This window comes from Arthrobacter sp. Cr_A7, assembly GCF_029222765.1.
Lineage (GTDB): Bacteria > Actinomycetota > Actinomycetes > Actinomycetales > Micrococcaceae > Arthrobacter.
The window spans coordinates 1-26,109 of the sequence record NZ_JARHXQ010000148.1 but is presented as its reverse complement, the minus strand read 5'-3'; the positions used below and the strand labels follow the sequence as shown (position 1 = coordinate 26,109).

Sequence of the window (26,109 nt, the reverse complement as noted above, 5' to 3'; positions counted from 1 at the left end):
GTCCTTCCGGACGAGCTGCTGCGGGACACGTGAGGCTGCGTTTTCGTCGATGAGCCACAGGGTCCGGGAGGTTCCCCGCGGACCTGCAGCCGGTACCTGGACGGGGTTGGCACCCGCGAGGGCAAGGCCCACGGCGCCGGCTTTGTCCTCGCCCGCAACCACCATCCAGACCTCGGAGGCCGTATTGATGGCCGGGAGGGTGAGCGAGACCCGCAGCGGAGGCGGTTTGGGGGAGTTGCGGACCCCCACCACCGTGCGTTCCTTCTCCCTGATACCGCCCTGCTCCGGAAAGAGCGACGCCACATGCGCGTCGGGACCCACACCGAGCAGGACAACGTCCAGGCGCGGTAGGACGGAAGGTTCCTCGGGCCGGTCATCGGACATGTCCGCAGCATGCTCAGCGGCGGCAGCCTCCCGGAGGCGCCGGGCGTAATCGTCCGCAGCTTCTTCCGGGCTGCCGAACTCGTCTGAGGAGCCCGGCTGGAAGACCCGCTCAGGATCTACCGGGATGCGGGACAGCAGTGCGTCAAACGCCTGCTTTGTGTTCCGGTCAGGGTCCTGCGAACCCACAAAGCGTTCGTCACCCCACCAAAAGTTGACCTTGGACCAGTCGACGGCGGGAGCGGCCGGAGAGTCTGCAACAGCCTTCAGCGTCCCAATGCCCACCGAGCCTCCGGTCAGCACCACAGTGGCCTCGCCGTACTTGTCCTGCACATCCACCAGTTTGGTGATGAGCCTGGCCGCGATGGCTGCCATGAGAACAGATGAATCAGGATGGATGCTTACTCTTGGCTCAACGCTCACTGGGACGGACGCTCCTTAGATTGGTACGTGGCAGTCCAATAGTAATCACTTCGCCGAAAACTTCGTCGGGGTCCAAACGGCGGAGCTCTTCGGCGAGGCAGTCGCGGAGGCTGCGGCGGGGAAGCGAGATCCGCTGGGCGGGCTGGCCCGGCTGGGTCAGTTCAGCGACGGACAGTCCCGGCCGGAAGAGCTGGACGTCCCCGCCGGGGCGGGTGAGCCGGACGCGGCGGATGCCGGTGCCGGCTGGATCCGCGACGATGGTCACGGGTGCGTCCAGGGTCAGGGTGAGCCAGGCCGCCAGCAGGATGGTGGACGGGGAGTCCGAGGCTCCTTCGACGGCGACGGCGGTCACCGGGGAGGAGTCCACCTGGTCCAGGACGGCTGCGAGTTGGATGCGCCAGTTGGTCAGGCGGGTCCAGGCGAGGTCGGTGTCGCCGGCTTTGTAGGTGGACCGGATGTTCTCCAGGGCAGCCTGGGGGTCCGGTTCGTTCGCGGAGTCGGTGATCCGGCGGTGGGCGATCCGGCCGATGGAGGTGTCGCAGGCGCTTTCCGGGGCGCCGTGCGGCCACCAGGCCACGATCGGTGCGTCCGGGAGCAGCAGCGCGGCGACCAGGGACTCGGATTCGTGGGCGAGCTGGCCGTAGCCGCGCAGCACGATCACTTCCGAGGCGCCGGCGTCCCCGCCCACCCGGATCTGCGCGTCGAGCCGGTCCGGTGCGTTTTTGCCGGCGTCGGCCAGGACGATGATCCGGCAGGGGTGTTCCCGGCTGGCCTCGTTCGCCGCTTCGATCGCTTCTTCCTCCAGCCCGGACTTCGTGACTACCACCAGGGTGAGCACCCGGCCGAGGGCGATCACGCCGCCCTGCTCGCGCAGGGCCATGATCTTCTTGGACACGTTCGAGGTCGTGGTGTCCGGCAGGTCAACAATCATGGCCTTCTCCAGGTTCGTCCGTCACGGGCCAGCAGCTCATCAGCGCTGGCCGGGCCCCAGGAGCCTGGGGCGTAGGGTTCGGGCTGTTCATCCAGGGTGGCCCAGTAGTCCTCGAACGGGTCAAGGATTTTCCAGGACAGCTCCACTTCCTCATGCCGCGGGAACAGCGGCGGCTCACCGAGCAGCACATCCAGGATCAACCGCTCATACGCCTCCGGGGAGGACTCGGTGAACGAGTGCCCGTAGCCGAAGTCCATCGTCACGTCACGGACTTCCATCTGCGTGCCCGGGACCTTGGACCCGAACCGGATCGTCACACCCTCGTCGGGCTGGACCCGGATCACCACGGCGTTCTGCCCGAAGTCATCCTCCCCATGGTCACGGAACAACAGGTTCGGTGCCCGTTTGAACACCACCGCGATCTCCGTCACACGGCGGCCCAGGCGTTTGCCGGCGCGCAGGTAGAACGGCACCCCCGCCCAGCGGCGGGTGTGGATGTCCACCCGGATCGCGGCGAAGGTTTCGGTGGTGGAGTTGGCCGGGATGCCTTCTTCCTCCAGGTAGCCCTGGACCTGCTCGCCGCCCTGCCAGCCGCCGGTGAACTGCCCCCGCGCCGAATGCGTGGACAGGTCCTCCGGGAGCTTGACCGCGGCGAGGACCTTTTCCTTCTCCGCGCGCAGGTCATCGGCGTTGAAGGAGATCGGCTCCTCCATCGCGGTCAGCGCCAGCAACTGGAGCAGGTGGTTCTGGATCACGTCCCTCGCGGCGCCCACGCCGTCGTAATACCCGGCACGGCCGCCGGTGCCGATGTCCTCGGCCATCGTGATCTGGACATGGTCCACATAGTTCGCGTTCCACAACGGCTCGAACAACTGGTTCGCGAACCGCAACGCCAGGATGTTCTGCACCGTTTCCTTACCCAGGTAATGGTCGATCCGGAACACCGCGTCCGGGGGGAACACCGACTCGACAATGTCGTTCAGCTGCCGGGCCGACTCCAGGTCATGCCCGAACGGCTTCTCGATCACCACCCGCCGCCACTTCTCACCCTCGGCCTGCGCCAGCCCGTGCTTGGACAGCTGCCGGCAGACCTGCTCGAACGCCTTTGGCGGGATCGACAAATAAAACGCGTGGTTCCCGCGGGTCCCGCGGACATCGTCAAGCTCCTTGATCGTCTCGCCGAGCCGCTCAAACGCGCCGTCGTCGTCGAACTCGCCCTGGACAAAACGGATGCCCTCAGCCAGCTGGTTCCACACCGCCTCATCAAACGGCGTCCGCGCGTAGGACTGGACCGAGGACTTCACCTGACCGGCGAAATCAGCGTCACTCCACTCCCGGCGCCCAAAACCCACCAACGCGAAACTCGGCGGCAACAACCCCCGGTTCGCCAGGTCATACACAGCCGGCATCAACTTCTTGCGCGCCAAATCACCGGTAACCCCAAAGAGCACCAACGAAGACGGACCCGCAATCCGGTTCAAACGGCGGTCACGCGGATCCCGAAGCGGATTACGCCCCCGGGTCCCGGACCTTTTGCCGTATTCAGTTTCTGGCATGTTGCTTTTGTGCCTTAGCTTTCGGTAGCGGATGCGCGGGCGGAAAGTGCAGCGACGATGTCCTGCAGCTGCTTCACGCCGGCGGCACGGTTGGTCAGGTGCAGGCGCAGCACGGGCCGGCCGTGCCCTTCCAGGACCTGGGCGTCGCCGGCAGCCTGCGCGGAAATCAGTTCCCCGAACGTGAAGGGACGCTCCGGGATTTCAAGGTCTTCTGCAGGCGCAGCCGTGACCTGGAGGAACACGCCGATGGCGGGTCCGCCCTTGTGGAACTGGCCGGTGGAGTGCAGGAACCGGGGGCCCCAGCCGAATGTGACGGGACGGCCGCTGGCAGCAGCCAGTTCGTCGCGGATCCCTTCCAGTTCAGCGAAGGCGAGGCGGTCGAAGTACGCCTGGACGCTCAGGTAGCTGTCTGCCTCGAGGGTGCCCAGCAGTGCCTTGACGGCGGACTCCGCGGTGCCGGCATCACCGAGCCAGTCACCGCCGCGGACCTCGATGGCGCCATCAACGAATGCTGCGGCAGTGGGCTCCGGCTGCGCGTCCAGCAGGCCGCGCGCTGCCACCTTGGCGGCTTCGACGTCGGGCTGGTCGAAGGGGTTGATGCCCAGCAAACGTCCCGCCACGGCGGTGGCGAACTCCCACACCATCATCTGTGTGGCCAGGCCACCGGCGATGGCCACTTCGTCGTCGCCGAGTTCGACGTCGGCATCAGCGGCCACCAGCCGTACCACCAGGACATCCGGCGCGCCGGACGTTACCTCGGGTGCGGCGGGGCCGGCCACGACCGGCAGGACGCCCGTGCCCAGCTTGCCGGTGGATTCGGCGATGAGCTGCTCGGCCCAGTCGGCGAAGCCCACAATGCCGGAGCCGTCCTCGGCAATGACGATTTTGTTCCGCAGCGGCGTGGTTCCGCCCAGGGCGGTGCCGAGTGCGAGCCCGATGTTCTCGGGGGCATCGTCATTGAGGATTTCCGCTGCTTCCTCGGCCTCGTCCAGGAAGGCCTGGATGTCCACGCCGGCCAGGCCGGAGGGGACCAGGCCGAAGGCCGTGAGGGCGGAGAAGCGGCCGCCGACGTTGGGGTCGGCGTTGAAGACGGCGCGGTAGCCGGCCTCGCGGGAAGCCTTGTCCAGCGGGGAGCCGGGGTCCGTGACGATGATGATGCGGCTGGCGGCGTCGATGCCGGCGTCGTTGAACGCCTTTTCGAAGATCCGCCGCTGGGAATCGGTCTCCACCGTGGAGCCGGACTTGGACGAGACCACGATCGCGGTCTCGGCCAGCCGGTCGGCCAGGGCAGCACGGACCTGGTCCGGGTCCGTGCTGTCCAGCACAGTCAGCTCGACGCCGGCGGTGCCGGCGATGACCTCTGGGGCGAGGGAAGAACCACCCATGCCGCACAGCACAATGCGGGTGACGCCTTCAGCCCGGAGGGCGTCGCGGAGTTCCAGGATGTCCTTCACCAGCGGCTGGGAGACGGTGGCCGCCTCCACCCAGCCAAGCCGGATGGCCGACTCGGATTCTGCATCCGGACCCCACAGGGTGTGGTCCTTGGCAAAGATCCGGGTGGCAATCCGCTCCTCGACCAGAGCAGGAAGGTGCTGTTCAAGTGCCTTCTGGGCAGCGCCGGTGGCGTCGTAGCTGAGAGTGCTCATAGGGGACTAGGAAGCCTTCCGTGCTGAGGCGAGGGCGCCTTCGACGTCGGCCAGGAGTTCCTTCCAGCTGGCCACGAACTTGTCCAGGCCTTCGGATTCGAGGATGGCGACGACGTCGTTGTAAGAGACGCCGAGCTTTTCCAGTGCGTCAAGGGTGTTGTTGGCCTCGGCGTAGGTGCCCGTGATGGTGTCGCCCTTGACCTCGCCGTGGTCGAAGGTGGCGTCCAGGGTCTTTTCGGGCATGGTGTTGACGACGCCGGGGGCGACGAGCTCGGTGACGTAAAGGGTGTCCGGGTAGGCCGGGTCCTTCACGCCGGTGGAGGCCCAGAGCGGGCGCTGGGGGCGGGCGCCGGCTTCGGCGAGCAGGGCCCAGCGTTCGGTGGCGAAGAGCTCTTCGTAGACCTGGTAGGCGAGGCGGGCGTTCGCGACGCCTGCCTTGCCCTTGAGGGCCTTGGCTTCGTCGGTGCCGATGGCGTCAAGGCGCTTGTCGATCTCGGTGTCCACGCGGGAGACGAAGAATGATGCCACGGAGTGGATCTTGGAGAGGTCGTGGCCGTTTTCCTTGGCCTGTTCCAGGCCGGTCTGGAAGGCGTTGATGACGGCGCGGTAGCGCTCCAGGGAGAAGATCAGGGTCACGTTGACGCTGATGCCCTCGGCCAGGGTGGCGGTGATTGCCTCGAGGCCTTCGAGCGTGGCCGGGATTTTGATCAGGACGTTGTCCTTGTTGACCTTCTTGTACAGGTGCTTGGCTTCGGCGATTGTGCCGGCGGTGTCCCAGGCGAGGCGCGGGTCAACTTCGATGGAGACGCGGCCGTCGACACCGTTGGTGGCTGCTGCCACCGGTGCGAAGAGGTCGCAGGCGTCGGCGACGTCGGTGGTGGTGATTTCGAAGATGGTGTCTTCGATGGACGCGCCTGCTGCTGCCTGCGCGGCGATGGTGGCGTCGTAGTCGGTACCGGTGGTGATGGCGGCGTGGAAGATGGAGGGGTTGGTGGTCACACCAACCACGTTCTTCTCTTCGATGAGCTTGCGCAGGGTGCCGGTTTCCAGGCGTCCGCGGGAAAGGTCATCAAGCCAAATGGAAACTCCGGCGTCGGAAAGCTGCTGGGTGGGAGTAGTCATTGTCTTTTCTCCTGAAATCGTTTGTTAGGCCTGCAGGCCTGCGAGGGAGTCCTTGGCAGCGGCAGCTACTGCTTCTGCCGTGATGCCGAACTCCTGGAAAAGGCGCTTGTAGTCAGCGGAAGCGCCGTAGTGCTCGAGGCTGATGGAACGGCCGGCGTCGCCGACGAATTCCTTCCAGCCCAGGGCAAGTCCTGCTTCGACGGAGACGCGGGCCTTGACCGCGGACGGGAGGACCGATTCGCGGTAGGCAGCGTCCTGCTTGTTGAACCACTCGACGCACGGCATGGACACAACCCGGGTGGCGATGCCTTCGGCCTGCAGTGCTTCACGGGCCTTGACGGCCAGCTGGACCTCGGAGCCGGTGCCGATCAGGATCACGTCGGCCGGAACGGTGGCGCCGTCCTTGGAGGCCTCCGCCAGGACGTACCCGCCCTTGGCGACGCCCGCGACGGAACCGAACGTGTCGCCGTCGGCCGCTCCCTCGCCGCGTTCCCACGTGGGGATGTTCTGGCGGGTCAGGACGATGCCGGCCGGGTTGGCGTGGTTTTCCAGCATGGTCTTCCAGGCAACGGCAACTTCGTTGGCGTCACCGGGGCGGACAACGTCCAGGCCCACGATGGCGCGCAGCGAGGCGAGCTGCTCCACGGGCTGGTGGGTGGGGCCGTCCTCGCCCAGGCCGATGGAGTCGTGCGTCCAGACGTACAGGGACGGGACACCCATCAGTGCACCGAGGCGGATGGCGGGACGCTGGTAGTCGCTGAAGATCAGGAACGTGCCGGAGAACGCGCGGGTCCGGCCGTGCAGGCTGATGCCGTTCACGATCGACGCTGCGGCGTGCTCGCGGATGCCGAAGTGCAGGACCCGGCCGTACGGGTTGCCCTTCCACGCGTCGGTCTGCTTGGACGCCGGAACGAACGACGGCGAGCCCTCGATGGTGGTGTTGTTCGACTCGGCGAGGTCAGCAGAGCCGCCCCAGAGCTCGGGCAGGACCGGGCCGAGGGCGTTCAGGACCTTGCCCGATGCGGCGCGGGTGGAGACGTCCTTACCGGCGGGGAAGACCGGAAGGGCCGCGTCAACATCGGTGGGCAGTTCCTTGGCCTCGATGCGCTGCAGCAGTGCCGCGCCTTCGGGGTTGGCTGCCTGCCAGGCGTTGAAGGACTCTTCCCATTCCTTGCGGGCAGCAGCTCCCCGGTCCACCACGGAGCGGGCGTGGGCCAGGACTTCCTGGTCAACCTCGAAGGACTTGGCCGGGTCGAAGCCCAGGACTTCCTTCAGCGCTGCAACTTCCTCGGCGCCGAGTGCGGAACCGTGGATCTTGCCGGTGTTCTGCTTCTTCGGGGCGGGGTAGCCGATGATGGTGCGCAGCGACACGATGGACGGCTTGGACGTCTCGGCCTTGGCAGCAAGCAGCGCCGAGTAGAGCTCCTGCACGTCTTCCTTGTATTCGCCGGTCTTGGTCCAGTCCACGCGCTGGACGTGCCAGCCGTAGGCCTCGTAGCGCTTGAGGACATCCTCGGTGAACGCGATGTCGGTATCGTCCTCGATGGAGATGTGGTTCTCGTCGTACACAACAACGAGGTTGCCCAGTTCCTGGTGGCCGGCCAGCGAGGAAGCCTCGGCCGTGACGCCTTCCTGCAGGTCGCCGTCGGACGCGATGACCCAGATGGTGTGGTCGAAGGGGCTGGTGCCCGGTGCGGCGTCGGCGTCGAACAGGCCGCGCTGGCGGCGCTGGGAGTAAGCGAACCCCACGGAGGAGGCAAGGCCCTGGCCCAGCGGGCCGGTGGTGATCTCCACACCCGCGGTGTGCTTGTACTCAGGGTGGCCCGGGGTCAGCGAACCCCAGGTCCGCAGCGCCTGCAGGTCCTTCAGCTCCAGGCCGTAGCCGGAAAGGAACAGCTGGATGTACAGCGTCAGCGACGTGTGCCCGGGGGACAGGATGAACCGGTCACGTCCCAGCCACTCCGGATTCCGCGGATCATGGCGCATCAGCTTCTGGAAAAGAAGGTACGCAGCCGGCGCCAGGCTCATGGCCGTTCCGGGGTGGCCGTTGCCCACCTTCTCCACGGCGTCCGCAGCCAGCACGCGGATAGTATCCACGGCGCGCTGGTCCAAGCTGGTCCATGACAGTTCTTGCTCTTCCAAATGTGGCACGAAAACCGGGCCCCTCTCTGTGCTGATGGCAGGCGGCACACCGGATCCGTTTAAAGGCACGCTGTGTGGCGCCCGCTGCGGTGTGTACCAGCCGTTCACCATCGAAACGTTGATCTCTCACTCAGCCACTGGCCAGTCCGGGAATGCGTTTTCCACCGCTTCCTTGCTGCGTGCTGATCTGGTGACAGCTTAGCTCCATTCCATTCTCCGGGCGGCGCAAATCTCACGTTTTGGACGCAATTTCCCCTTTTATGAATCAGCCTGAAGTGAGGTTGAGTTAATCTGCTCGAATCGGCGTTCGAGCGATCATGTGCGCATATCGGGCGGCCGGAAGGAGGGTGGCGGCGCGGTATGATATTCGGAGGCCAATGCCGGGCAGCGGACCTTTCCAGCCGTCCGTAGCTGCACCGCCAGACACAACTGCCACACAGAACGGGTGACTGCCACCGTGAGCACAACAGATACGCCGCTGAACGCATCCCGGGCATCAGGTGCCGGGTTTGCCCGTAAGGCCAAGGCGTATCTCGCCCTCACCAAACCGCGCGTGATCGAGCTGCTGCTGGTCAGCACGCTTCCCACCATGATTTATGCGGAGCGTGGCTTTCCCTCGATCGGACTGATCCTCGCCACCCTGGTTGGCGGCGCGTTCGCGGCCGGCAGTGCCGGGGCGTTCAACTGCTACATTGACCGCGACATCGACAAACTGATGCACCGCACGGAGAACCGTCCCCTGGTCACGGGGGAGGTCACCCCGCGTGAAGCGCTGGTCTTTTCCTGGCTCCTGGGTGCTGCCGCCATCGCCATCCTGTGGTTCGGGGCGAACCCGCTGTCCGCCTGGCTGGGGCTGGGTGCCATTTTCTTCTACGTGGTGATCTACACGATCATCCTTAAGCGCCGCACGGCACAGAACATCGTGTGGGGCGGCGCCGCCGGCTGTTTCCCGGTGCTGATCGCCTGGGCGGCCGTCACCAACACCGTGGAATGGCCCGCGGTCATCCTTTTTATGGTGATCTTCCTGTGGACCCCGCCGCACTACTGGCCGCTGTCCATGCGCTACGGCGAGGACTACCGCAACGCCAACGTGCCCATGCTCGGTGCCATCGCCGGCGCCAAGGTGGTGTCGGTACAGGTGGTTCTGTACGCCTGGGCCATGGTGGTGTGCTCGCTGCTCATGGTTCCTGCCGGCGGGGCGGGCTGGGTGTACACCGCCACCGCTGTGGTGGCCGGCGCCTGGTTCCTCTACGAATCGCACTCCCTGTATAACCGGGCACAGCGCGAGGACATCTCCGACAAGCGGGCCATGAAGGTGTTCCACGGCTCCATCAGCTACCTCACCCTGCTGTTCATCGCCCTGGCTGTCGACCCGTTCATCGGCCCGGCCGTCATGGCTGGCTAGCCTTCAGCTCCGCCACCCCACCCGCAACGCTCTTTCACCTTCCGCAGGTTTTCCGCGGACGCTCTCTCACCACAGCCCTGATTCCGGGGCGGTGAACGGGACATGCCTGGTTGCCCAGCTGCCCGGGGTAGGTCATTTGAGCTTTCGGCCTATCTTTCCGGGTAAACCTCAATCTGCCTTCGTCGACGCGGAGTAGAGCAAGAGGTCTATGGAGTCGCCGCGGTAGCAGCCCGTCAGTACCTTTGAGTGTGAATCCCAGCGGTATTGGCGGCCTCTTGCACCGCTAAGTGGCGTCCTGTTGCTTCCCCAGTGTTCGAGACCGCCTGTAGAAAGTCGCCCGGGACATTCCGAAATCACGGGCGACCTGCGCCGCAGGCTCGCCGCCTTCGACCAGGCGGAGAGCGTTACGAATCTGACTGTCAGTGAACCGGCAGGGTCGGCCACCAAGATCTTTTCCGGCTTCTCTGCGTTTGCTGATCGAATCCGTGATGCGTTCGCGTTTGATCTCGTGTTCCATTTGCGCGAGGGCGGCCATGATGGTGAACAGCATGGATCCCATGGGAGTCGCTGGTCAAAGTCGCCTCCGCCCAGATTCAGGACGCGCAAACCTGCGCCCCGGCTGCGGAGTTGCTCGGCGAAGGAGAGCATGTTCTGGGTGGATCGCCCAAGCCTGTCCAGAGTTGCGATGACGAGGGTGTCGCCCTCGATTAGTGCGTTCACAGCTTGATCGAACTGGGGCCGTGAAGCTCGCGCTCCGGACACACCGTGGTCGACGTAAAGGTCATCGCGTCGGACGCCTGCGGCAAGAAGGTCCACCTGTTGCCGGTCCGCGGACTGCTGCCGGGTCGAAACACGTGCGTAGCCAATCAGCTTTTTCATGGGCTGCTCCGATGTGTCACACAACTAATGGATGGTATGCCGATTAGTTCAGTAGGTTCCAAGACATGGTTACGAGAATCGGTGGCCCCCAGGCAAGTTAAGTGTTTCTGCGGGGAATTCGGGCAGGGCGTTTCGGTGTCCTCGTCCAATTGGTGAAACGCCTCGTGTGCCCTGCGTTTCGAGGCACTGACGCTATGAGACACCCAAGGTGGGGTCAGAGAAGGAGTCGGCGCCCGCGGGCGGTATCGCGTATCGCATCAGCTGGTCATTTGTGGGAGCTTGAACACGATCGAGTCGAAGACGGCGCGTGCCTCTCTTGTCAGCTCCGGATTGATCGATTCGTGGAATTGGACCACCCAGAACATAGCGCGTTCGCCGTTCAGGTGGACTACCCGATAGGTTTCGCGCTCAGCGGTGCTCGAGTACCAGCGTCCGCATTCGTTTGAGATTGATGAGTGGATGCAAAACTTGTTGCGGTCGCAGGCTTTGAAGTCCACGTCACCCTCCACGGAGTGGTCGAACTCGACGCCGGAGTAATCGCCCACCATAACCTCGACGGGAGGGGTGCTGGCCGTTGACGTCTGCGCCGTCATCGCGTCGACGAACGCATTAGCCGACGGATCGAGCTTGACGAGCGCGCCCTCCCATGCGCATGCGTCCCTCGGCACATAGAGCGCGGGCCACCAACCCACGAAGACCCCATAATCATCCGGGTGATCCGGGTCGTCCTTAAACAGGCCATCGTCACTCCTCCAGCCGTCTGGGACGGTGATCTCGAAATTCTCTTGAAAGCTGGTGACGAGGTATTTACCGGGGTCGATGTCGCCTTCCGGCAGCGGTGGGACCGGCGGGACCGTGGGCGCCGGTGGGGCCGTGCGGGCCTCCGTAGTTGCTGCGGGGGATGGCGCTTCGGCGGGGGTGCACGCCGAGAGGCTTACGCACGCCAGCATTGCGATGGCGATGCCGATCGGGCGTGCGCTCCCGGCATGAGTGGGGCGGGAGCGCCGGTTTGAAGTCCACAGCCCGAGAAGCCAGACGGACAAGACTAATGTCATGGCAATGAAATGGCGTAGCAGCACACGCATGGAGGCCTCCAAAGGCAACCCTTATGCTGCGGACGTTACGCCCAGCCAACACTGACCGCAAGGGCACGCCAGAAGCGAATGCCCCCCATTTTGGACAACGGGAACGGATGGTGAGTCCCGCCGCCGGGCGACTGTAGCCATCACCGCTGGTTCGCCAAAGCCTCAGCCCCCGTGTGCCTGACAAGGCGCTCTCCGGGCTGTTGGTGAGCTGTCCTGCAAAAGTGCACATCCCGAGTGAATTGGGCGTTCCGTACTTCATCGGATCGAGCATCCTCGCTGCCGGTGCGGTGCCTGGTGAGGGTCCCATCCAAACGGGTCTCAAACCCTCTCGTCTCAGAACACAAGGGTTATGAGACGGCAAGGTACCTCGGTTGAGAGACGCTCACCGGGAGGCTAATCGGACAGGTCATACGGGCTTCCGGCCGCCAGGACCGCACGTAGGCGAGAACTCGAGGCGCTGCACCCCCTCCATGGACCGGCTAACGGGACGGCTTCGAGACTGGACCCTTGCGGGACGTCGCAGGAATTAAACAGCGGATCACTCTATAAACCGATGACGCAGATTAGCGTGGGCGCATGGGGAGCCAGCATCGCCGCGACTGCGGGGTTGACCGACGAGTGCAGCTTCAAGCCGTCAATCCGTAAACGATCAGCGCGGCTAGTCCGATAACCGCTGCTGGGACCCGGTGCTGGGCTTGCGATTCCTGAGCCCAACAGTTATTGCAAGAACAAGTAGCAGCACTCCGAGCGCTACCAGTGCAAAGACCCAACTTCCTATCGGTCCCATCGGGACAACCCCGATCTGCTTCTGTACGTTGTACTCGACGACGGCCGCAATGGGTGCAGCTAGAAGCAGTAGTGCCCCGAGAAGCCCCAAGATACCCGGGGCTCTTGACTTGATGGACATGGCGTTCATCTCCCCTTCTACCCCCAGCCGGGCTGCTGGCCCCAGTTGCAGCGCCAGTAAATCCAATCCCACAAGTTCGTGTTATTGCCGCGCCAGGACTCCACATCCCACGTGCCTGACACGATAGCTTGCCCAAGCAGGGCCGCATGGCAGGCCCACTGATGGCTCATGCTCGTGTTCATTGTGATCACGCTCTTGGTCTGGCCTACTTCGTTGAGGAGAAACACAATATTTGCACGTCTACAGATGGACAATAATCTCGTCACGAATCGGCACCACAAGGCCAGGCGCGCCTTCGTTATTGCCGTTTAGGGTTCCTTCCAAAAGACCGCGGCAGCTACCTGGAAGCACCCCTTAAGACCGCTGCGCTTCACGTCAAGGTCCCAGATGATCGCTTCAGCTGCAGTCCACATCGGAGTAGACCTCGATGAGGCGGGTGGGCGCGTCAGGGAACCCGGCTTCAGCCAGACTCGATCTGACGTCAGCCCTAACTGCCTCAACGTACGCGAACCCTTCGAGTCGGCTCTCGGTTATCTCTCGGTCGCCGGACTGTGATTCCAGGATGGTTCGTTTCCAGTCTTCTAGCTCAGACGCTTCAACCTTGGCCCCGGTCAGGGCCCGGGTGGCTTCGTCCGAAGCTGCACTGGGGACATCGTCAACCATTGATTCAAGCCACCACTTAGCAGTGCATTCTGCACCGTGGACAGCAAAAGTTTCTTCCCTGTCGGGAGCACCCCGGCCGTCACCGCATCCTGAAACCACCGCCGCGACTATCAGCGTGAAAACACTGACGGATGAACGTTTCCCCATGCGGACCACCCTACAGAGACTCATCCAAACATGACCTGGCATGGCCAGATTTCCGTTCCCCTGATGATCGGGAGCTCCCTAACGGCCCGCCTTTCTAACACTTGTGCCGGTAAAGGTTCGTCTATGACCCGCGGCGGGATCCTTTAGCGGGTCACTGATTGTCACTACTCTGAGTAGGTGAACAGACCTTCTATCTACGTTCGATTGAAGACAGGCTCCGGAGCGGATCACCGTCAGCGGACACACTTGGGGCTTCGCTGGTGAGGAGTGTTCGCAACCTCGTGGAGGCAGAGCTCCCACTCAAGGTACTAAGTTGCGAGGTCAATGATCCGATCATCAATCTAATCGGCAACTCGTGGTCGCTCACTCTGATGTGTCCGTGGGCCGTTCATGGACCGAACAGGGTTTTTGACTGGGAGTCGCCTGACTTGGAAGACGAGGTTCAGGGCCTCGTGGGACGAAAGCTCGTAACTGTAGAAGCGGATAGCGATGAGCTATTCGATCCAGTCTTCGTCCTCGACGACGGTACGCACATCCATGTTTTTGCAGACACGGATCTTGATCCGTGGACGATGGGGCTACCCGAGATCTTCATCTCAGGGGCAATGCGAAAGTAGATCTTCCTAGGCTTGGGCTCCGGCTGTCGGTCGCGGTTGGCTCAGATCGTTGGGCATCTGAAGGCTCTGATACGCCGCCCTAGGAAGCGGCTAAGCCGTGTCCGTTCGAGGATCTGTCACCGAGACGACTCACGTAGTGAAGCTTTGGTGGTCGACCTTTGTGATGAAGCGAGCTGGCACGAAATCTGCGAGCCACACCCGCTCGTTGCCGTAGTAGAACGGCACTGACGCTGCTGCCGCGTCGTCAGCTGACACGCGGAGCAAGACCGGGACTGAGGCCTTACGACTGCCAACCAACCACGCTGTCTCTACATCAACGGACAGGTGAACGTACTGACGTGCCATCGGCCGCAATCCGTCCTCGAGGATGGCATCGACAGCGGCTGGTGACGTCCCGTGAAACAACACTGCAGGAGGCTCTTGCCGGACCAGCTCAATCCGGTCGGACACCGAGTGCCCGTATAGGGCCCTGATTCGACCCTCCCGCACTTCGTGTCGCTGCTTGGTCGCAGCGGACACCATCGCTTCCACATCCGCGACGGTCAGCTCCTCCCAGCCGCGTTCGCGCCGCAGTGCCTCAACCAGCGCCAGCATCGACGTCCAACCTTCAGCATCAAGTTCCAACTCATAGAGCCAAGGCTCGTGGCGTAGCGCATGAGAAACCGCGCGGCTGAGGTCGGCGGCGGGCATCTTCACGAAACGATCGTCTCGGGCAGCCACTCGAAGTCTTCTGCGGCAATTTCGTAGGCCCCTGCGTCACTGATGTAGATCAGGAAGTGTCTGATCTTCCACTCTCCCCGGGTGTCGCTTGGCTGGGCTTCCAACAATTCTGCGGCCCACTCGGATCGTTCGACTTCAACAAGCGTGTCGTAAGCATCCTCGCTGTGCCAGAGGGTGCAGTGACGCTCAGCTCGGAAGCGGTAGGCGCGCACTCGATGAAAGCGGAGTCCACCTGCGTATATGGCGCCTTCCCGCTCGTAGGCGCATCGCAGTTCCGCGTCTCCACCAGGACACGTAAAAACAGGATCCTCGTTATACGCCGAAGGAACCTGAGAGAGCGGCCGGATCACGCGCTTGACCTGCAGAGAGAGCGGAACTGCGTGGCGCCTCCGTCCGGTAAAGAAGTCGGAGAGGGCGCTGATTACCCGGGTCCCGCCAATTGATCCCATACCGTCCACTCCAATAGTCCGCCAACCACACCACTGAGTTGTTTCGGCGAGTCTATAGCGGCCCGGTAAGCAGTACCGGCGCCGCGTAACAGCTGTGAGAGGGAGTTCCAAACGCCCGTAGGACGATCGGCTTCCGTACGTTGCGCACGGTGCCTCAACTTGGACCTGTTGAGTAGCGGCCGTACTCTCCGAGGGCCTAAGCGATCACGTCGGTAGCGACGACCATTCTGACGGATGCGGCTCGGAGGTCGATCTTGCCCAGATCGCCATACAGAACGTAATTATTTCCATCGATTGTCAGGACATCGATGTTCCCACAGGCGAAGTATTGACTGCGGAGTTAGGCTCAGGGCATGGGGTCCAGCGGCAAAAAGCAGATGACTAAGGGGCAAGCCGTTGTGCTGGCCGTTTTCGCCTTATTGCTACTAAGCAGCCAAGCTGCGGCGGTGTTGTTCGAGGGCAGACAAATGACCCTCATTTTTTGGCTTTTGGTTGCCTTCGACTTAGCCATTCTGGCTTACAGCATCTGGGCCTACGGGTGGGCTGCCAAGAGACCCCCGACGCGGACATAGCAGCAGACCTACTGTCGGTGCGTGCCTAGTGCTACTTCCATCCGCTAGCCGAATCCTCTGTGGGTCCATCAGCCGGGCCACGGGTGGCGTACGCGGCAGAGAGGGAAACCCTACGGGCACACTGGCGTGAACCAGCGGTCGTCGCGCGGCGTGTAGCACTGCAAGACTTCGTCCGGGGGGCCAGCGAAAACGCTAAAACCGATCCACGCTAGGAGCGCGGTCACCATTACAGCGCCGACTGCTCAGGAGCGTTTGACCATTCTATAGTTGTCAAGCTTGGCCAGCGAGCAGGCTTGGTGAGCTCCATTCGGAGCTGTTTGAAAGGACAGGCACCGGCTAGTCTTTCGGGATGACGGACTCTGGCCACTCTGACGAACCTCTGCAGCAGCTTCCGACAGGTCTTTCGCGCCGCTACGCCGAATACAAACTGGCCCCGGCAGCGCCCGTTACTCCTCCGACCAACGTGGGTGGTTACGACGAGCTGCTGGCTCATTTTCGTTCTCTCGGGAAGGAGCTTCCCCCTTCCAAAGAAGGCCTCGCCGCCCTTGACCACCTCATAGATCACCACCCCGACCGAGCTGCTCTGACAAAGTTGGTCCGTGCCATTGGAATGTTCTACGGTGACCTACTCACGCACACTGTTCCTGGGGCGCATTGGGTTGAAGAAGACAGCCCGTGCGTCCGAGTAACCCGGACCACTGCAGTCTTTGTGGTGTCCGTGGCCGAAAGGCGCCTAATCACGGGGATCCCAACTCTCCTGCAAAACTATGCCCACGTGTTGGAGATCGTGGCATCGGAGCCTTGACCGAATCATGCCCGGTCGGGGGCACTATCCCCTGGCGCCCCGCCCAGGCCACTTTTGGCCATCCTCCACCGGGCACCGTTGGAAGCTGTCATCAAAGCGGCCGCCAGCCACGTTCTCCCGAGTGTGGTTACGATGGCATTTCAACGAAAGCCTGAGGGGGCAGCGCCATCAAAAACCGCACTTTTACACTGCTTACAGCCACACTCACAGCCGGGCTGCTTTTGAGCAGCTGTTCAGACTCTGGCAGCCTGAAGGTTTTGGAACGAACACCAACCTCTTCGGATGAGCTTCCTGGAGACGTCAAACTCAATGACGTGAAGCTGGACAAGGTACTCCTTGTGGCAGAGGCCAATGGGAAGAAGTACTTCGTGGGGCAGGGCAATGAAGGGCCGCATGCTTGTATCATCACGGTCCCTATTGATGGGTCTGGTTGGTACTCCGGATGCACTGATGCGACAAAAGGTGAGCTGGTCAGGACCGGCGGCCCAGACCAAGAGTCTTCAATCCTGGTCGCTGACGGTTACGACACCAAAGAGCTGGAATCCAGCGGCTGGACGAAGATTCACGAGAACGTCCTCGTTTCTGACGGCTAAACGGCCAAAGCATGCCGGCCCATCATCGGGACGCTGCGGCTTCTCAGCCGTCCAGATAGTACCCGTCGAGGTATCTCGAAACCGCTGTGCCTCGAAACCCTAGAGTTACGAGACGCCAAGGTGCCAGTTGAAAGACCCTCACCGGGAGGCTAATCGGACAGGTCATACGGGCTTTCGGTGGCCAGGGCCGCACGTAGGCGAGAACCCGAGGCACTGCACCCCTTCCATCGACCGGCTATCGGGCGACGTGCGGGCAGTCCTCTTCAGAGCCGGCCACCGGGAGCAGGGGCTTCTCTCGCGTGGCGTTGCGGCCGGCGCCCTGTATCCTGCGCCTGGAATCTGCTGCAAATCCGAGGACGAATTTAGGTTTAGACTTTGCCGGACAGCCGATCAGATTCTGGGGGAAATTTGCTTCGTCGTACCATCAGCGCCTCTTTGCTCATACTCACAGCCACGTTGGCATTCCTCGCCCAAGGGATGTAGCCGAAGAATGTCGACAGCGCAGATCATAAACATCTCCATCACCGTATTCACGACCTTGTCCATTGCCGCCATTGCCTGGTGGGCGCGCAAGCACCCCAACCGGTCCAAGAAGTATCCGGAACAGGTCCGTATGCCGAAGGTGCTGTTGATCTTTGGCTGGCTCTGCGTGTCCGTGGGATTCCTCATGGGCCTGTTCACCTTTACTACAGCCCGGGCACCTCTAGGTGCCCGTATTGCTTCGGTGGCGATTCTCTTGGGCGGGATGGCATTCATCACGATGTACCGCAACTTTTACGTGGCTCCGCGCGCCTATGAAGTTGCCTTTCGCAGCGTGCTCGGCAAGGAACACTTGATTGCCTATGACGACATCGTGCACTACAGCGTAGGGACGTTGAGAGGTCAGCAGTTCCTGACAGTGAAATCCGTTCATGGTGTCAAGCTCAGCCTGAACATGAGCGCTTACGACATGACTCCATTGCTGCGGGCCATTGATTTCCGCGAGGTGACAGGCCGCTGGCCCGTCAGACCCGAGGTCGATGTGACGAGCAGCCCACCGTCTTCGCTGGAAAGCCGAGAAACTTAGGATCGTCCTCTAAGGGATGGCGGGCCTTGTTTCCTCGGGAGAAACTGCCCGCCATTTCTCATGTCACTGCGCTGCTTTCGTCCCAACCCATCGAGCTTCCCTCCGGCTCAGGTTCCACCATTGGGCCTCGTCGCAGGACGCTACCGACATGTCGCGGGCTGGAAGTAGTGATCGCTGAGCCACGACGCAACCTCGTTGCCGAGCTCGGCGCCCTGTTCGGCGGCGGTGCGGAAGTGGATGCCGCCCCAGACGCGAGAATCAATGACCTCCTGTATCGCCGCGGAGAATCCGTCGAAGTGCCGTGGCTCGCCCGGGAAGCGACCGGAGTTCACGTCGAAGGCGACCTCGTCCGTGCCGAAGAACTCCTGCGCTGCGGAGAGAGTCGCGCCGCTGACGCAGCCGTGACCAGACGGGTGCTCCGGGAACGGCGGTGTGCCGAGCGGCGGGACGGTCACTGTCGATGCATCGAAGAGCGGTTTCCATATCGGATCGGCTGCCGTCTCCGGATTGCCGTCGGTGTCGGCTTCGCGAATCGCCGCCATCGGACGCCAGAAGTTCCAGTAGTACCTGTCGTTCCAGCAAGCCACCGCGCCATCAGCGGCGGCGAGGTTGGTCATCGCGAAGAGTCGAGCTGCGTCGGGCAGATCAAGTCCGTGCTTTACGGCGAGACTGCGGAACACGCCGTTCCAGAGTGCTACCGGCGCGGCTTGCCAGAAGACGGCCGCAGTGGTCTGGTCGTCGGTTCGAGTGCTACTCGCGAGCGCACCGATCTCCTTGACCTCGTTGAAGTCCGCTGTGTACTCGGCACTCCTCAGCGGGTTGGGACCCTCCGAGCGGAATGCGTCGGGACTCTCGATGATGAACGGTTTGAGATTGGCCACCCAGGCGTCCGGATCGCGTGCATCGGGTGTGACGGGCCGCCAGTCGCCGGGTTCGGGTCCGATGTTGAACTCGAACGGGACCATGAACCCGTCATCGGTGCGGGCGAGGATCATCGCTGCCGCGGCGGCCTCACCGGCGGCGACGCCTTCGTCCTTGTTCGGGCCGTCGGCGACGCCCGCGAGCGTTGCTGCGTACGCAGCATCGAGGCCAGCTACTTTGTCCGACGGGACAAGAGTGACGAGCACGTGGTGTGCGGCTGTCGAGATCGCCGCATCAAACGATGCCTCCGGCCCGACGCCGACCGAGCCGCCGTCGAGCAGATACGGCTGGTACCCGCGGTCAATGGCGTTCACGGCGTCATACACCGCGCCCTGAACCATCGCCATGCCGCGGAGCTGGCCGTGAGCCGTGGGACGCAGTGGGATGACGTGGTCTTGGGCGATGCTGCTCCACTCGATGAGGACGTCCGTGTTCGGCGGCGCCGCGTTCCGAGCGTTCGAGGCGCCGGCGCTCGACACTCCCGTCAGAACGAGTGCGGCGGTCAGTGCCGGGATCAAGCAGAGTGCCAACCGTCGGCGCGGACCGTTCCTCGAAGTCAGCGATGGTCGCCCGTGATGATCGTAAGCGTTGCTCTTCGTCATGTCGTCGATCCTTCAATCATCGGAGCCATGTTCAAGCGAACCCGACGGAGTCGACATCTCAGTGGTGCCCGACACCGGCGGCAGGCGACCGCCCGGGGTCAGCGCAATGCGCAGTCGGTGCGGTTACTCCAAGAGTGTCCCTCTGCCAACGCGTTGTCCAGTGGAATGTGTTCGGCAGCCTGGGAGGTGGTGGGTGCCGGCAGCCCAAGCATGTGCTGCCGGCACCCCGATGTAGGAGCTTTACCCGTCGATGATCTCCTTTACCGGCCCTTCGTGCAGGGCAAGGTAGACATCGTCGCGGATCTGGTTGGCCTGGAGATCTGTCATCGTCCTGGGAAGAGGGCGCAGCACGAGCCGTATCAGCGCGTTGGCCTGTCCTTCACGGATCTTGAGCCGCTCCTGGGCTGGCACCGGAAGTTCCGCGTGGGGAGTGAGAGCGAGGAGTGCGACGCTTTCGAGACCGTCAGCCTGTCCGTTCAATGCTGTTCGGACTGTGGCGGACGATCCGTTCCGGCACTTCCCATCTGCTGCACAGCGCATTTGTGACACTTTGTAGGAGCACCTGCAGGGCATGGGGACCGCTGTGGGGATCTGAGAGGTCCCGGATGCTGAGGGCATCAAGGAGATCATTGGGGCTGAGGTAATTTGGCATGGTGGTCCTTGAGTCTGGTCTGTACAACGAAGACCGCCTCACGGGAGACTGACGCCATGCGTAACCTGACCTATGGCATGAACGTGAGCGTAGATGGCTACATCGCCGCGCCCGGCGACGCCCTCGGCTGGAGCGTGCCGAGCGATGAGCTGTTCCAATGGTGGTCCGACCGGGTGGGGGCGACGGGCCTGGCGCTGTACGGGCGCAAACTGTGGGAGACGATGAGCTCCCACTGGCCGACCGCGGACCAGCAACCCGGCGCCACACCGGCGCACATCGAGTATGCCCGCCGCTGGCGGGACATGCCGAAAATAGTGTTCTCCTCGACGACCCGCACGGTCGACTGGAACACCCGCCTGGTCACCAGTGACGCGGTCACCGAGATTACACGGCTCAAGGCCGGTGACGGCGGCACAATGGACATCGCCGGTGCCACACTCGCCGCAGCGGCCATGCGGGCCGGGCTGATCGACCAATATTTGATCGTCACCCACCCGGTTCTGCTAGGCGGCGGCACACCGTTCTTCACCGCCCTGGACAACTGGGTGAACCTGAGCCTGGTGGAGACCCGGACGTTTCCCGATGGTGTGGTCCTGACCAGGTACGAGACCAGGCGCTGACTGCCCGGCATTGGATCAGAGCGGGCTTCGGGCCACAGGAAGGACCGAGCAGCCGTGAGCCGAGACCTTACGTAGGCATGGGCCCGCGTTGTAATGTGACGGCGTGATCGTCCCCAATATTTCCCAAACCGCAGTGGCGGTCGCGGATCACTACGACGAACTCGATCCGATATATCGCCGGGTGTGGGGTGAGCATGTCCATCACGGTCTATGGGTGACAGGTCACGAGACGCCCGCCGAGGCCGTCGAGGCCCTGGTTGAGACGGTCGCATACCGGCTGCGCCTTGTGCCCGGCGAGGCCTGCGTCGACATCGGCTGCGGCTATGGTTCCACCGCAAGGCAGCTCGCAAGCACACGCAGCGTTCGCGTTACCGGCTTCACGCTTTCTGCTGAGCAGGAACACTACGCGGCCGCGCATCCCGTGCGTGACGTGGACATCCAACTCCGCGACTGGCTCGCCAACGGGCTGAACGATGCCTCGGCCCATGCCGCGTGGGCGATCGAGTCCAGCGAGCACATGGTGGACAAGCCCCGGTTTTTCGCCGAGGCGCATCGCGTGCTGTCGCCCGGCGGCCGCTTCGTGATCTGTGCGTGGCTCGCCGAGACTGATGCCAGCGGCTGGAAGGTTCGCCACCTGCTCGAACCGATCTGCCGCGAAGGGCGCCTGCCCTCAATGGGCACGCGCGAGGAGTATGAGGCAATGGCAACGGCGGCGGGGTTTACGATCGACGGCTATGAGGATGTCAGCCGGCGCGTCGCGCGCACTTGGACGATCTGCGCCCTCCGGCTTCTGAAGGCCTTGCTCGTCGATCCCGAGACCCGGCGCCTCGCCCTGCGGGCACGCAACCGCATCTTCGTCCTAAGCATCCCGCGCCTGATCCTGGCCTACCGCAGCGGTGCGATGCGCTATGGAATATTCACGCTGTCAAAAGCGAGTGAGAGCGGGATGCCCCCGCGATAACTCCCGCCCATCAAGCGCATGACTAATTTGTCATATTGATCACGTTTCGTGTCACCTGCTGTGACCGTCTGCTTACTCTGGGGTGGATCCTGCCCGCGAGCAAAAGGAAACCCATGGCACAGGCACACGATCCCACCACCGGAACCGCTTCAAGGAACGACCCCCCGCCGCACGAGAAACCACAGGACCCAGGGGAGCGCCCCAGGTCCCGGCGTCCCCGGTTCCTCACGCACCTGGCCGCTGACGTCCCGGCATCGCTCGTTGTGTTCCTCGTCGCGCTGCCGCTTTCCCTCGGCATCGCAGCGGCATCCGGCGCCCCGATCATGGCCGGACTAATCGCCGCCGCCGTCGGCGGCATCATCGCAGGCAGCCTGGGCGGATCCCCCCTCCAAGTGAGCGGACCCGCTGCCGGATTGACCGTCATCGTGGCCGGGCTGGTGCAGGAATTCGGCTGGCAGGTGACCTGCGCGATCACCGCAGCTGCCGGCGTCGTCCAGCTCCTTCTGGGCATCAGCCGCGTGGGCAGGGCCGCCCTGGCCGTCTCACCCGTGGTGGTGAAGGCGATGCTGGCCGGCATCGGCATCACCATCATGCTGCAGCAGATCCACGTCCTGCTCGGCTCCCGGCCGGCAGGCTCCGCGCTGGAGAACCTCACGGGCCTCCCCGCCGCCATCATCAACCTGGAACTGCACGCAGCACTGCTCGGGCTCGCCGTGGTGGCGATCCTGCTGGGCTGGAAGCACCTTCCGGCTGCCGTGCGCCGGGTCCCGGGACCCCTGGCCGCCGTCGTGGCCGGGACAGCCCTGTCCGTGGCGTTCGCGCCCGCCGTGGAACGCATCTCCTTCAACGGATCAATCCTCGACGCCGTGGCGCTGCCCCAGCTACCGGACGGCAACTGGCGTGCAATAGCTTTCGCCGTCCTTTCCATGGCCCTGATCGCCAGCATCGAATCGCTGCTGTCAGCCGTCGCCGTCGACAAGATGCACAACGGCGCACGGACCAACCTGAACCGGGAACTGATGGGCCAGGGAGCCGCCAACATCGTGTCCGGCTCCCTCGGCGGACTGCCCGTCACGGGCGTCATCGTGCGCAGCGCCACCAACGTGGAGGCGGGCGCTGCCACCCGCGCCTCCGCCGTCCTGCACGGCGTCTGGGTCCTGGCCTTCTCCGCCCTCTTCGCCGGACTCATTCAGTTGATCCCGCTCGCCGTCCTGGCTGGGCTGCTCGTGGTGATCGGTGCCCGCCTGATCAAGGTGGCCGACATCAGGACCAGCCGCCGCACCGGGGACCTCCTGATCTACACCGTGACGCTGCTCTGCGTCGTCTTCCTCAACCTGCTCGAGGGCGTCCTCATCGGCCTGGCACTGGCCGCGGCCAGCGTGCTGTGGCGCGTGCTGCGGGCCTCGGTTCAGGCATACCCGCCCGTCCCGCCGTCGGGCCTGTGGCGGATCACCATCACCGGATCGTGCAGCTTCTTCGCCCTGCCGAGGCTGAACCGCGTGCTGCACTCCGTCCCGGACGGCAAGGACGTTGTGGTGGAGCTGAACGCCGACTACCTGGACCATGCCTTCCGTGAGGCCGTTGTCGCCTGGCGGAAGCAGTACCAGGCCACCGGCGGGACCGTCGCGCTGGAGGAACACGGAAACACGCTCTTCCAGGATGCGGCCCACCAGGTGCCCAAACGCCAGGAAGCCCATGAGCTGCCGCTGCCGCCCCGCACATCGTGGCAGTCCGCAGGGGAAACGGGGGAGGACCCGCAGTCCCGGCGCTCCATCCTTGGCGGGATCAACAAATACCACCGGCGCTTCGCGGACAAGGTGCGTCCCCTGGTGCAGGATTTGGCGGAAGGCCAGAACCCGGACACGCTGTTCGTGGCCTGCGTTGACTCCCGGGTGAACCCGAACCTGCTGACCAGCAGCGGCCCAGGTGACCTGCTCACCCTGCGGAACATCGGCAACGTGGTGTGCCATGACGGCCAGGATGCGTCCATCGACTCTGCGCTCTCGTTTGCCGTGAAGGGTTTGGCGGTGGACTCCATCGTCATCTGCGGACATTCGAATTGCGGAGCCATGAAGGCCCTGATCGAGGACGCCGCCGGCAACGGGAACAAGGCCCTGGGCGCGGGATTCGATGCCTGGCTCAACCACGCCCGGCCGAGCTACCTGGAACTGCTGGCGGACCATCCGGTTGCTGTCGCTGCGGCGGATGCCGGGTACAGCCGGGTAGACCAGCTGGGCATGGTCAACGTTGCCGTGCAGCTCAGCAAGCTGGAAACGCACCCGGTGGTTGGTCCGGCGCTGGCCAGGGGAGCCGTCGAAACCACCGGCCTCTTCTACGACATTGCGACGGCGCGGGTACTTCTTGTGACGACGTCCGGCATCGAGTTCCTGGATCCGGCGCAGGCCGCGGCCAGGGCCGGGGCAGCGGGTTCGGCGAAGGCGCCTACGGGCTAAGCGGCAAGGCACCCAGCCGATACGGCAAGGGCCCCGGTTCCACGGAACCGGGGCCCTTGCCGTGCAGGGCGGACTACTCCACGGGGCTGGACCGGGCGATGTCCCACGCGTTGGTTGCCGCGGCCATCAGCAGCGCGGCCCCGAGCATGTGCGCTGCCACCAGCAGGGCCGGAATGCCGTTGTAGTACTGGGTGAACCCAATGACGGCCTGCAGCACGGTGACTCCCAGGAGTCCAAGGACCGCGGTGCGGAAGGGCCCGTTAATCCGGCGCATGACCACGAGCGCCAGCGCGACGGCGGTCCCGGCTGTGATCAGGTAGGCCGGCACGGCGTGGATGTGGGAGAACAGGTCCCAGTCCAGTCCGTTGCGGGGAGCGTCAGCGTCGCCGGCGTGCGGCCCGGCTCCGGTCACTACCACGCCCAGCATCACGGCGAGGGCGGAAAAAAGCGCGACGGCGGCTGTCACCGGCCGCATGATCCCCGGCAGGGCGCGGTGCCGGGCCGCCATGAACCGGCCGGTCCTGCCGAAGGCCCGATTCACCAGCAGGGTGGCGAACACCACCAGGGCCATGGACACCAGGAAGTGCAGCCCCACCACCCAGGGGTTGAGGTTGGTCAGCACGGTAATCCCGCCGATCACGGCCTGGGCCGGGATGCTGGCCAGCAGGCCAAGCGCCAGGAGGAACAGGTCCCTGCGCTCCTTCCGGAGATTCCACAGGTACACGAGCATCAGGGCTGCGACGGCGGCCAGGGCAAAGGTAAGGAGCCTGTTGCCGAATTCGATGAACCCGTGGATGCCCATCTCCGGCGTGTTGACCAGGGACGTGTCCGTGCATCGTGGCCAGGTGGGACAGCCGAGGCCGGAGGCAGTCAGCCTGACCGCCCCGCCCGTCACCACAAGCAGCGTCTGCCCGATCAGGGACGCAACAGCGAGGCGGCGGACGCGGGCGTCCACGGTGCGGGGCAGCCGGGATACCAGGCGGCCGGCCATTTGGGGAAGGCGTGAAGCCGTGCTCACGATGTACTCAATTCCACTTGAACCAACGGATGGCAGCTGCCCCGGCAACCAGGGTCCAGAGCAGCAGTATGAGGGCGGCGCCGCCGTTCACGGCGCCGGCGAGGAATGCGTCGCGCATGGCTTCGCCCAGTGCCCCTGAAGGCAGGAACCCCACCAGGCCCTGGGCTGCGGCCGGGAGCCTTTCTGCGGGGATCACGATTCCCCCCAATGCGCCCAGGAGGATCCACAGCAGGTTGGTGATGGCCAGGGTGGCTTCCGGCCGGACCGTCCCCGCCACCAGCAGGCCGAGGGCCGTGAACGCCGCAGCGCCCAGTGCAAGGAGTGCCAGCCCGGGAACCCAGCCGGCCGCCGGCGGCTGCCAGCCCAGGGCAAAGGCGACGGCACTGACCACTGCCACCTGCAGGCACAACACGGCCAGAACCGAGAGAGCCTTGCCGGCGATCAGCCCGCCGCGGCCCAGGGGAGTAGTGGACAGGAACCGGAGCACCCCGTAGCGGCGGTCGAAGCCGGTGGCGATGCCCTGGCCGGTGAACGCCGTGGACATGGCGCACAGTGCCAGGATGCCAGGTACGGCCACGTCGATGCGGCTCGCGCCCATCCCGTCGAGGAACGGCGTCACGGTCAGTCCAACGAGCGCAAGTAGCGGCAGCACCACAGCCAGGATCAGCTGCTCGCCGTTGCGCAGCATGGTCAGGGCTTCGTATTTGCCCTGAAGCAGCACGCGGCGGAGCAGGGTTGCGGCCTCTTGCCGGTCCGATGCCTCCGCGGTGCCG

21 protein-coding genes and 1 pseudogene are annotated in these 26,109 nt (G+C 64.0%); 7 read left to right on the top strand and 15 right to left on the bottom strand.

What is annotated here, in order from left to right; genetic code table 11:
• The 6 genes from pgl to tkt form a co-directional block, all read right to left on the bottom strand.
• Nucleotides 1–804, bottom strand: an 804-nt coding sequence (gene pgl, locus P2Q66_RS09310) for a 6-phosphogluconolactonase (protein ID WP_275727469.1), incomplete at its 3' end; no start/stop codon positions are given.
• A complete protein-coding gene (locus P2Q66_RS09305; RefSeq protein ID WP_115523415.1) occupies nucleotides 794–1,735 on the bottom strand; it encodes a glucose-6-phosphate dehydrogenase assembly protein OpcA in 942 nt (313 codons plus the stop codon). The genes P2Q66_RS09305 and pgl, both read right to left, overlap by 11 nt.
• Nucleotides 1,732–3,291, bottom strand: a complete 1,560-nt coding sequence (gene zwf / locus P2Q66_RS09300) for a glucose-6-phosphate dehydrogenase (RefSeq protein WP_275727467.1) — start codon at nucleotides 3,289–3,291, stop codon at nucleotides 1,732–1,734. The genes P2Q66_RS09305 and zwf overlap by 4 nt, the downstream gene beginning before the upstream one ends.
• Before the next feature lie 14 nt (nucleotides 3,292–3,305).
• Nucleotides 3,306–4,937 carry a glucose-6-phosphate isomerase gene (locus P2Q66_RS09295; RefSeq protein ID WP_115523417.1) on the bottom strand — a complete coding sequence of 544 codons (1,632 nt, stop codon included), beginning with the start codon at nucleotides 4,935–4,937 and terminating at the stop codon, nucleotides 3,306–3,308.
• Between the two features lie 6 nt (nucleotides 4,938–4,943).
• A complete protein-coding gene (gene tal, locus P2Q66_RS09290) occupies nucleotides 4,944–6,059 on the bottom strand; it encodes a transaldolase (protein WP_115523418.1) in 1,116 nt (371 codons plus the stop codon).
• A gap of 24 nt (nucleotides 6,060–6,083) precedes the next feature.
• A complete protein-coding gene (gene tkt / locus P2Q66_RS09285) occupies nucleotides 6,084–8,201 on the bottom strand; it encodes a transketolase (RefSeq protein WP_275727474.1) in 2,118 nt (705 codons plus the stop codon).
• A 445-nt stretch (nucleotides 8,202–8,646) separates the two neighbouring features.
• Here tkt and P2Q66_RS09280 point away from each other — a divergent pair, with 445 nt between their 5' ends.
• Nucleotides 8,647–9,606 (top strand): heme o synthase, encoded by a 960-nt coding sequence (locus tag P2Q66_RS09280; protein WP_079596051.1) that lies wholly within the window; start codon nucleotides 8,647–8,649, stop codon nucleotides 9,604–9,606.
• 283 nt (nucleotides 9,607–9,889) lie between these two features.
• Here P2Q66_RS09280 and P2Q66_RS09275 read toward each other — a convergent pair.
• The 3 genes and pseudogenes from P2Q66_RS09275 to P2Q66_RS09265 all read right to left on the bottom strand — a co-directional run bounded on the left by P2Q66_RS09275 (nucleotide 9,890) and on the right by P2Q66_RS09265 (nucleotide 13,287).
• Nucleotides 9,890–10,485 (bottom strand): annotated as a pseudogene (locus P2Q66_RS09275) (recombinase family protein).
• 257 nt (nucleotides 10,486–10,742) lie between these two features.
• A complete protein-coding gene (locus P2Q66_RS09270; protein WP_275727461.1) occupies nucleotides 10,743–11,570 on the bottom strand; it encodes a hypothetical protein in 828 nt (275 codons plus the stop codon).
• 1,303 nt (nucleotides 11,571–12,873) lie between these two features.
• On the bottom strand, nucleotides 12,874–13,287 hold the full coding sequence (locus P2Q66_RS09265; protein ID WP_275727459.1) for a hypothetical protein: 414 nt from the start codon (nucleotides 13,285–13,287) through the stop codon (nucleotides 12,874–12,876).
• 281 nt (nucleotides 13,288–13,568) lie between these two features.
• Between P2Q66_RS09265 and P2Q66_RS09260 the strand changes: the two genes are divergently transcribed.
• Nucleotides 13,569–13,904 (top strand): hypothetical protein, encoded by a 336-nt coding sequence (locus P2Q66_RS09260; RefSeq protein WP_275727457.1) that lies wholly within the window; start codon nucleotides 13,569–13,571, stop codon nucleotides 13,902–13,904.
• A gap of 129 nt (nucleotides 13,905–14,033) precedes the next feature.
• On the opposite strand, the gene P2Q66_RS09255 is transcribed toward P2Q66_RS09260, so the two are convergent.
• Nucleotides 14,034–14,594: an RNA 2'-phosphotransferase gene (locus P2Q66_RS09255; protein WP_275727472.1), complete on the bottom strand. Its 561-nt coding sequence runs from the start codon at nucleotides 14,592–14,594 to the stop codon at nucleotides 14,034–14,036.
• A gap of 2 nt (nucleotides 14,595–14,596) precedes the next feature.
• Nucleotides 14,597–14,836, bottom strand: a complete 240-nt coding sequence (locus P2Q66_RS09250) for a hypothetical protein (protein WP_275727456.1) — start codon at nucleotides 14,834–14,836, stop codon at nucleotides 14,597–14,599.
• A gap of 1,871 nt (nucleotides 14,837–16,707) precedes the next feature.
• Between P2Q66_RS09250 and P2Q66_RS09245 the strand changes: the two genes are divergently transcribed.
• Both P2Q66_RS09245 and P2Q66_RS09240 read left to right on the top strand, forming a co-directional pair.
• A complete protein-coding gene (locus P2Q66_RS09245; RefSeq protein WP_275727454.1) occupies nucleotides 16,708–17,043 on the top strand; it encodes a hypothetical protein in 336 nt (111 codons plus the stop codon).
• Between the two features lie 490 nt (nucleotides 17,044–17,533).
• Nucleotides 17,534–18,109 (top strand): hypothetical protein, encoded by a 576-nt coding sequence (locus P2Q66_RS09240; protein WP_275727452.1) that lies wholly within the window; start codon nucleotides 17,534–17,536, stop codon nucleotides 18,107–18,109.
• Nucleotides 18,110–18,249: 140 nt separating this feature from the next.
• Here the strand turns inward: P2Q66_RS09240 and P2Q66_RS09235 are convergent, their stop codons facing one another.
• Both P2Q66_RS09235 and P2Q66_RS09230 read right to left on the bottom strand, forming a co-directional pair.
• A complete protein-coding gene (locus P2Q66_RS09235) occupies nucleotides 18,250–19,632 on the bottom strand; it encodes a vanadium-dependent haloperoxidase (RefSeq protein WP_275727449.1) in 1,383 nt (460 codons plus the stop codon).
• Nucleotides 19,633–19,872: 240 nt separating this feature from the next.
• Nucleotides 19,873–20,112, bottom strand: a complete 240-nt coding sequence (locus P2Q66_RS09230; protein WP_275727447.1) for a hypothetical protein — start codon at nucleotides 20,110–20,112, stop codon at nucleotides 19,873–19,875.
• 228 nt (nucleotides 20,113–20,340) lie between these two features.
• Between P2Q66_RS09230 and P2Q66_RS09225 the strand changes: the two genes are divergently transcribed.
• The 3 genes from P2Q66_RS09225 (at nucleotide 20,341) to P2Q66_RS09215 (ending at nucleotide 24,318) form a co-directional block, all read left to right on the top strand.
• Complete coding sequence (locus P2Q66_RS09225; RefSeq protein ID WP_275727445.1) at nucleotides 20,341–20,904, top strand: dihydrofolate reductase family protein; 564 nt, start codon at nucleotides 20,341–20,343, stop codon at nucleotides 20,902–20,904.
• A 103-nt stretch (nucleotides 20,905–21,007) separates the two neighbouring features.
• Nucleotides 21,008–21,865, top strand: coding sequence for a class I SAM-dependent methyltransferase (locus P2Q66_RS09220; protein ID WP_275727443.1), 858 nt, complete (start codon nucleotides 21,008–21,010; stop codon nucleotides 21,863–21,865).
• Between the two features lie 113 nt (nucleotides 21,866–21,978).
• Nucleotides 21,979–24,318, top strand: a complete 2,340-nt coding sequence (locus tag P2Q66_RS09215) for a bifunctional SulP family inorganic anion transporter/carbonic anhydrase (protein ID WP_275727440.1) — start codon at nucleotides 21,979–21,981, stop codon at nucleotides 24,316–24,318.
• 73 nt (nucleotides 24,319–24,391) lie between these two features.
• On the opposite strand, the gene P2Q66_RS09210 is transcribed toward P2Q66_RS09215, so the two are convergent.
• Nucleotides 24,392–25,336: a COX15/CtaA family protein gene (locus tag P2Q66_RS09210; RefSeq protein WP_079596062.1), complete on the bottom strand. Its 945-nt coding sequence runs from the start codon at nucleotides 25,334–25,336 to the stop codon at nucleotides 24,392–24,394.
• Between the two features lie 7 nt (nucleotides 25,337–25,343).
• Nucleotides 25,344–26,069, bottom strand: coding sequence for an ABC transporter permease (locus tag P2Q66_RS09205; protein WP_115523509.1), 726 nt, complete (start codon nucleotides 26,067–26,069; stop codon nucleotides 25,344–25,346).
• Nucleotides 26,070–26,109: the final 40 nt, after the last annotated feature.

What these genes read in the sequence shown, in the direction of transcription:
- P2Q66_RS09305 (WP_115523415.1), bottom strand. Translation starts at nt 1,735, where the DNA reads ATGATTGTTGACCTGCCGGACACCACGACCTCGAACGTGTCCAAGAAG.
- zwf (WP_275727467.1), bottom strand. Translation starts at nt 3,291, where the DNA reads ATGCCAGAAACTGAATACGGCAAAAGGTCCGGGACCCGGGGGCGTAAT.
- P2Q66_RS09295 (WP_115523417.1), bottom strand. Translation starts at nt 4,937, where the DNA reads ATGAGCACTCTCAGCTACGACGCCACCGGCGCTGCCCAGAAGGCACTT.
- tal (WP_115523418.1), bottom strand. Translation starts at nt 6,059, where the DNA reads ATGACTACTCCCACCCAGCAGCTTTCCGACGCCGGAGTTTCCATTTGG.
- P2Q66_RS09270 (WP_275727461.1), bottom strand. Translation starts at nt 11,570, where the DNA reads ATGCGTGTGCTGCTACGCCATTTCATTGCCATGACATTAGTCTTGTCC.
- P2Q66_RS09265 (WP_275727459.1), bottom strand. Translation starts at nt 13,287, where the DNA reads ATGGGGAAACGTTCATCCGTCAGTGTTTTCACGCTGATAGTCGCGGCG.
- P2Q66_RS09255 (WP_275727472.1), bottom strand. Translation starts at nt 14,594, where the DNA reads ATGCCCGCCGCCGACCTCAGCCGCGCGGTTTCTCATGCGCTACGCCAC.
- P2Q66_RS09240 (WP_275727452.1), top strand. Translation starts at nt 17,534, where the DNA reads ATGTCGACAGCGCAGATCATAAACATCTCCATCACCGTATTCACGACC.
- P2Q66_RS09235 (WP_275727449.1), bottom strand. Translation starts at nt 19,632, where the DNA reads ATGACGAAGAGCAACGCTTACGATCATCACGGGCGACCATCGCTGACT.
- P2Q66_RS09225 (WP_275727445.1), top strand. Translation starts at nt 20,341, where the DNA reads ATGCGTAACCTGACCTATGGCATGAACGTGAGCGTAGATGGCTACATC.
- P2Q66_RS09215 (WP_275727440.1), top strand. Translation starts at nt 21,979, where the DNA reads ATGGCACAGGCACACGATCCCACCACCGGAACCGCTTCAAGGAACGAC.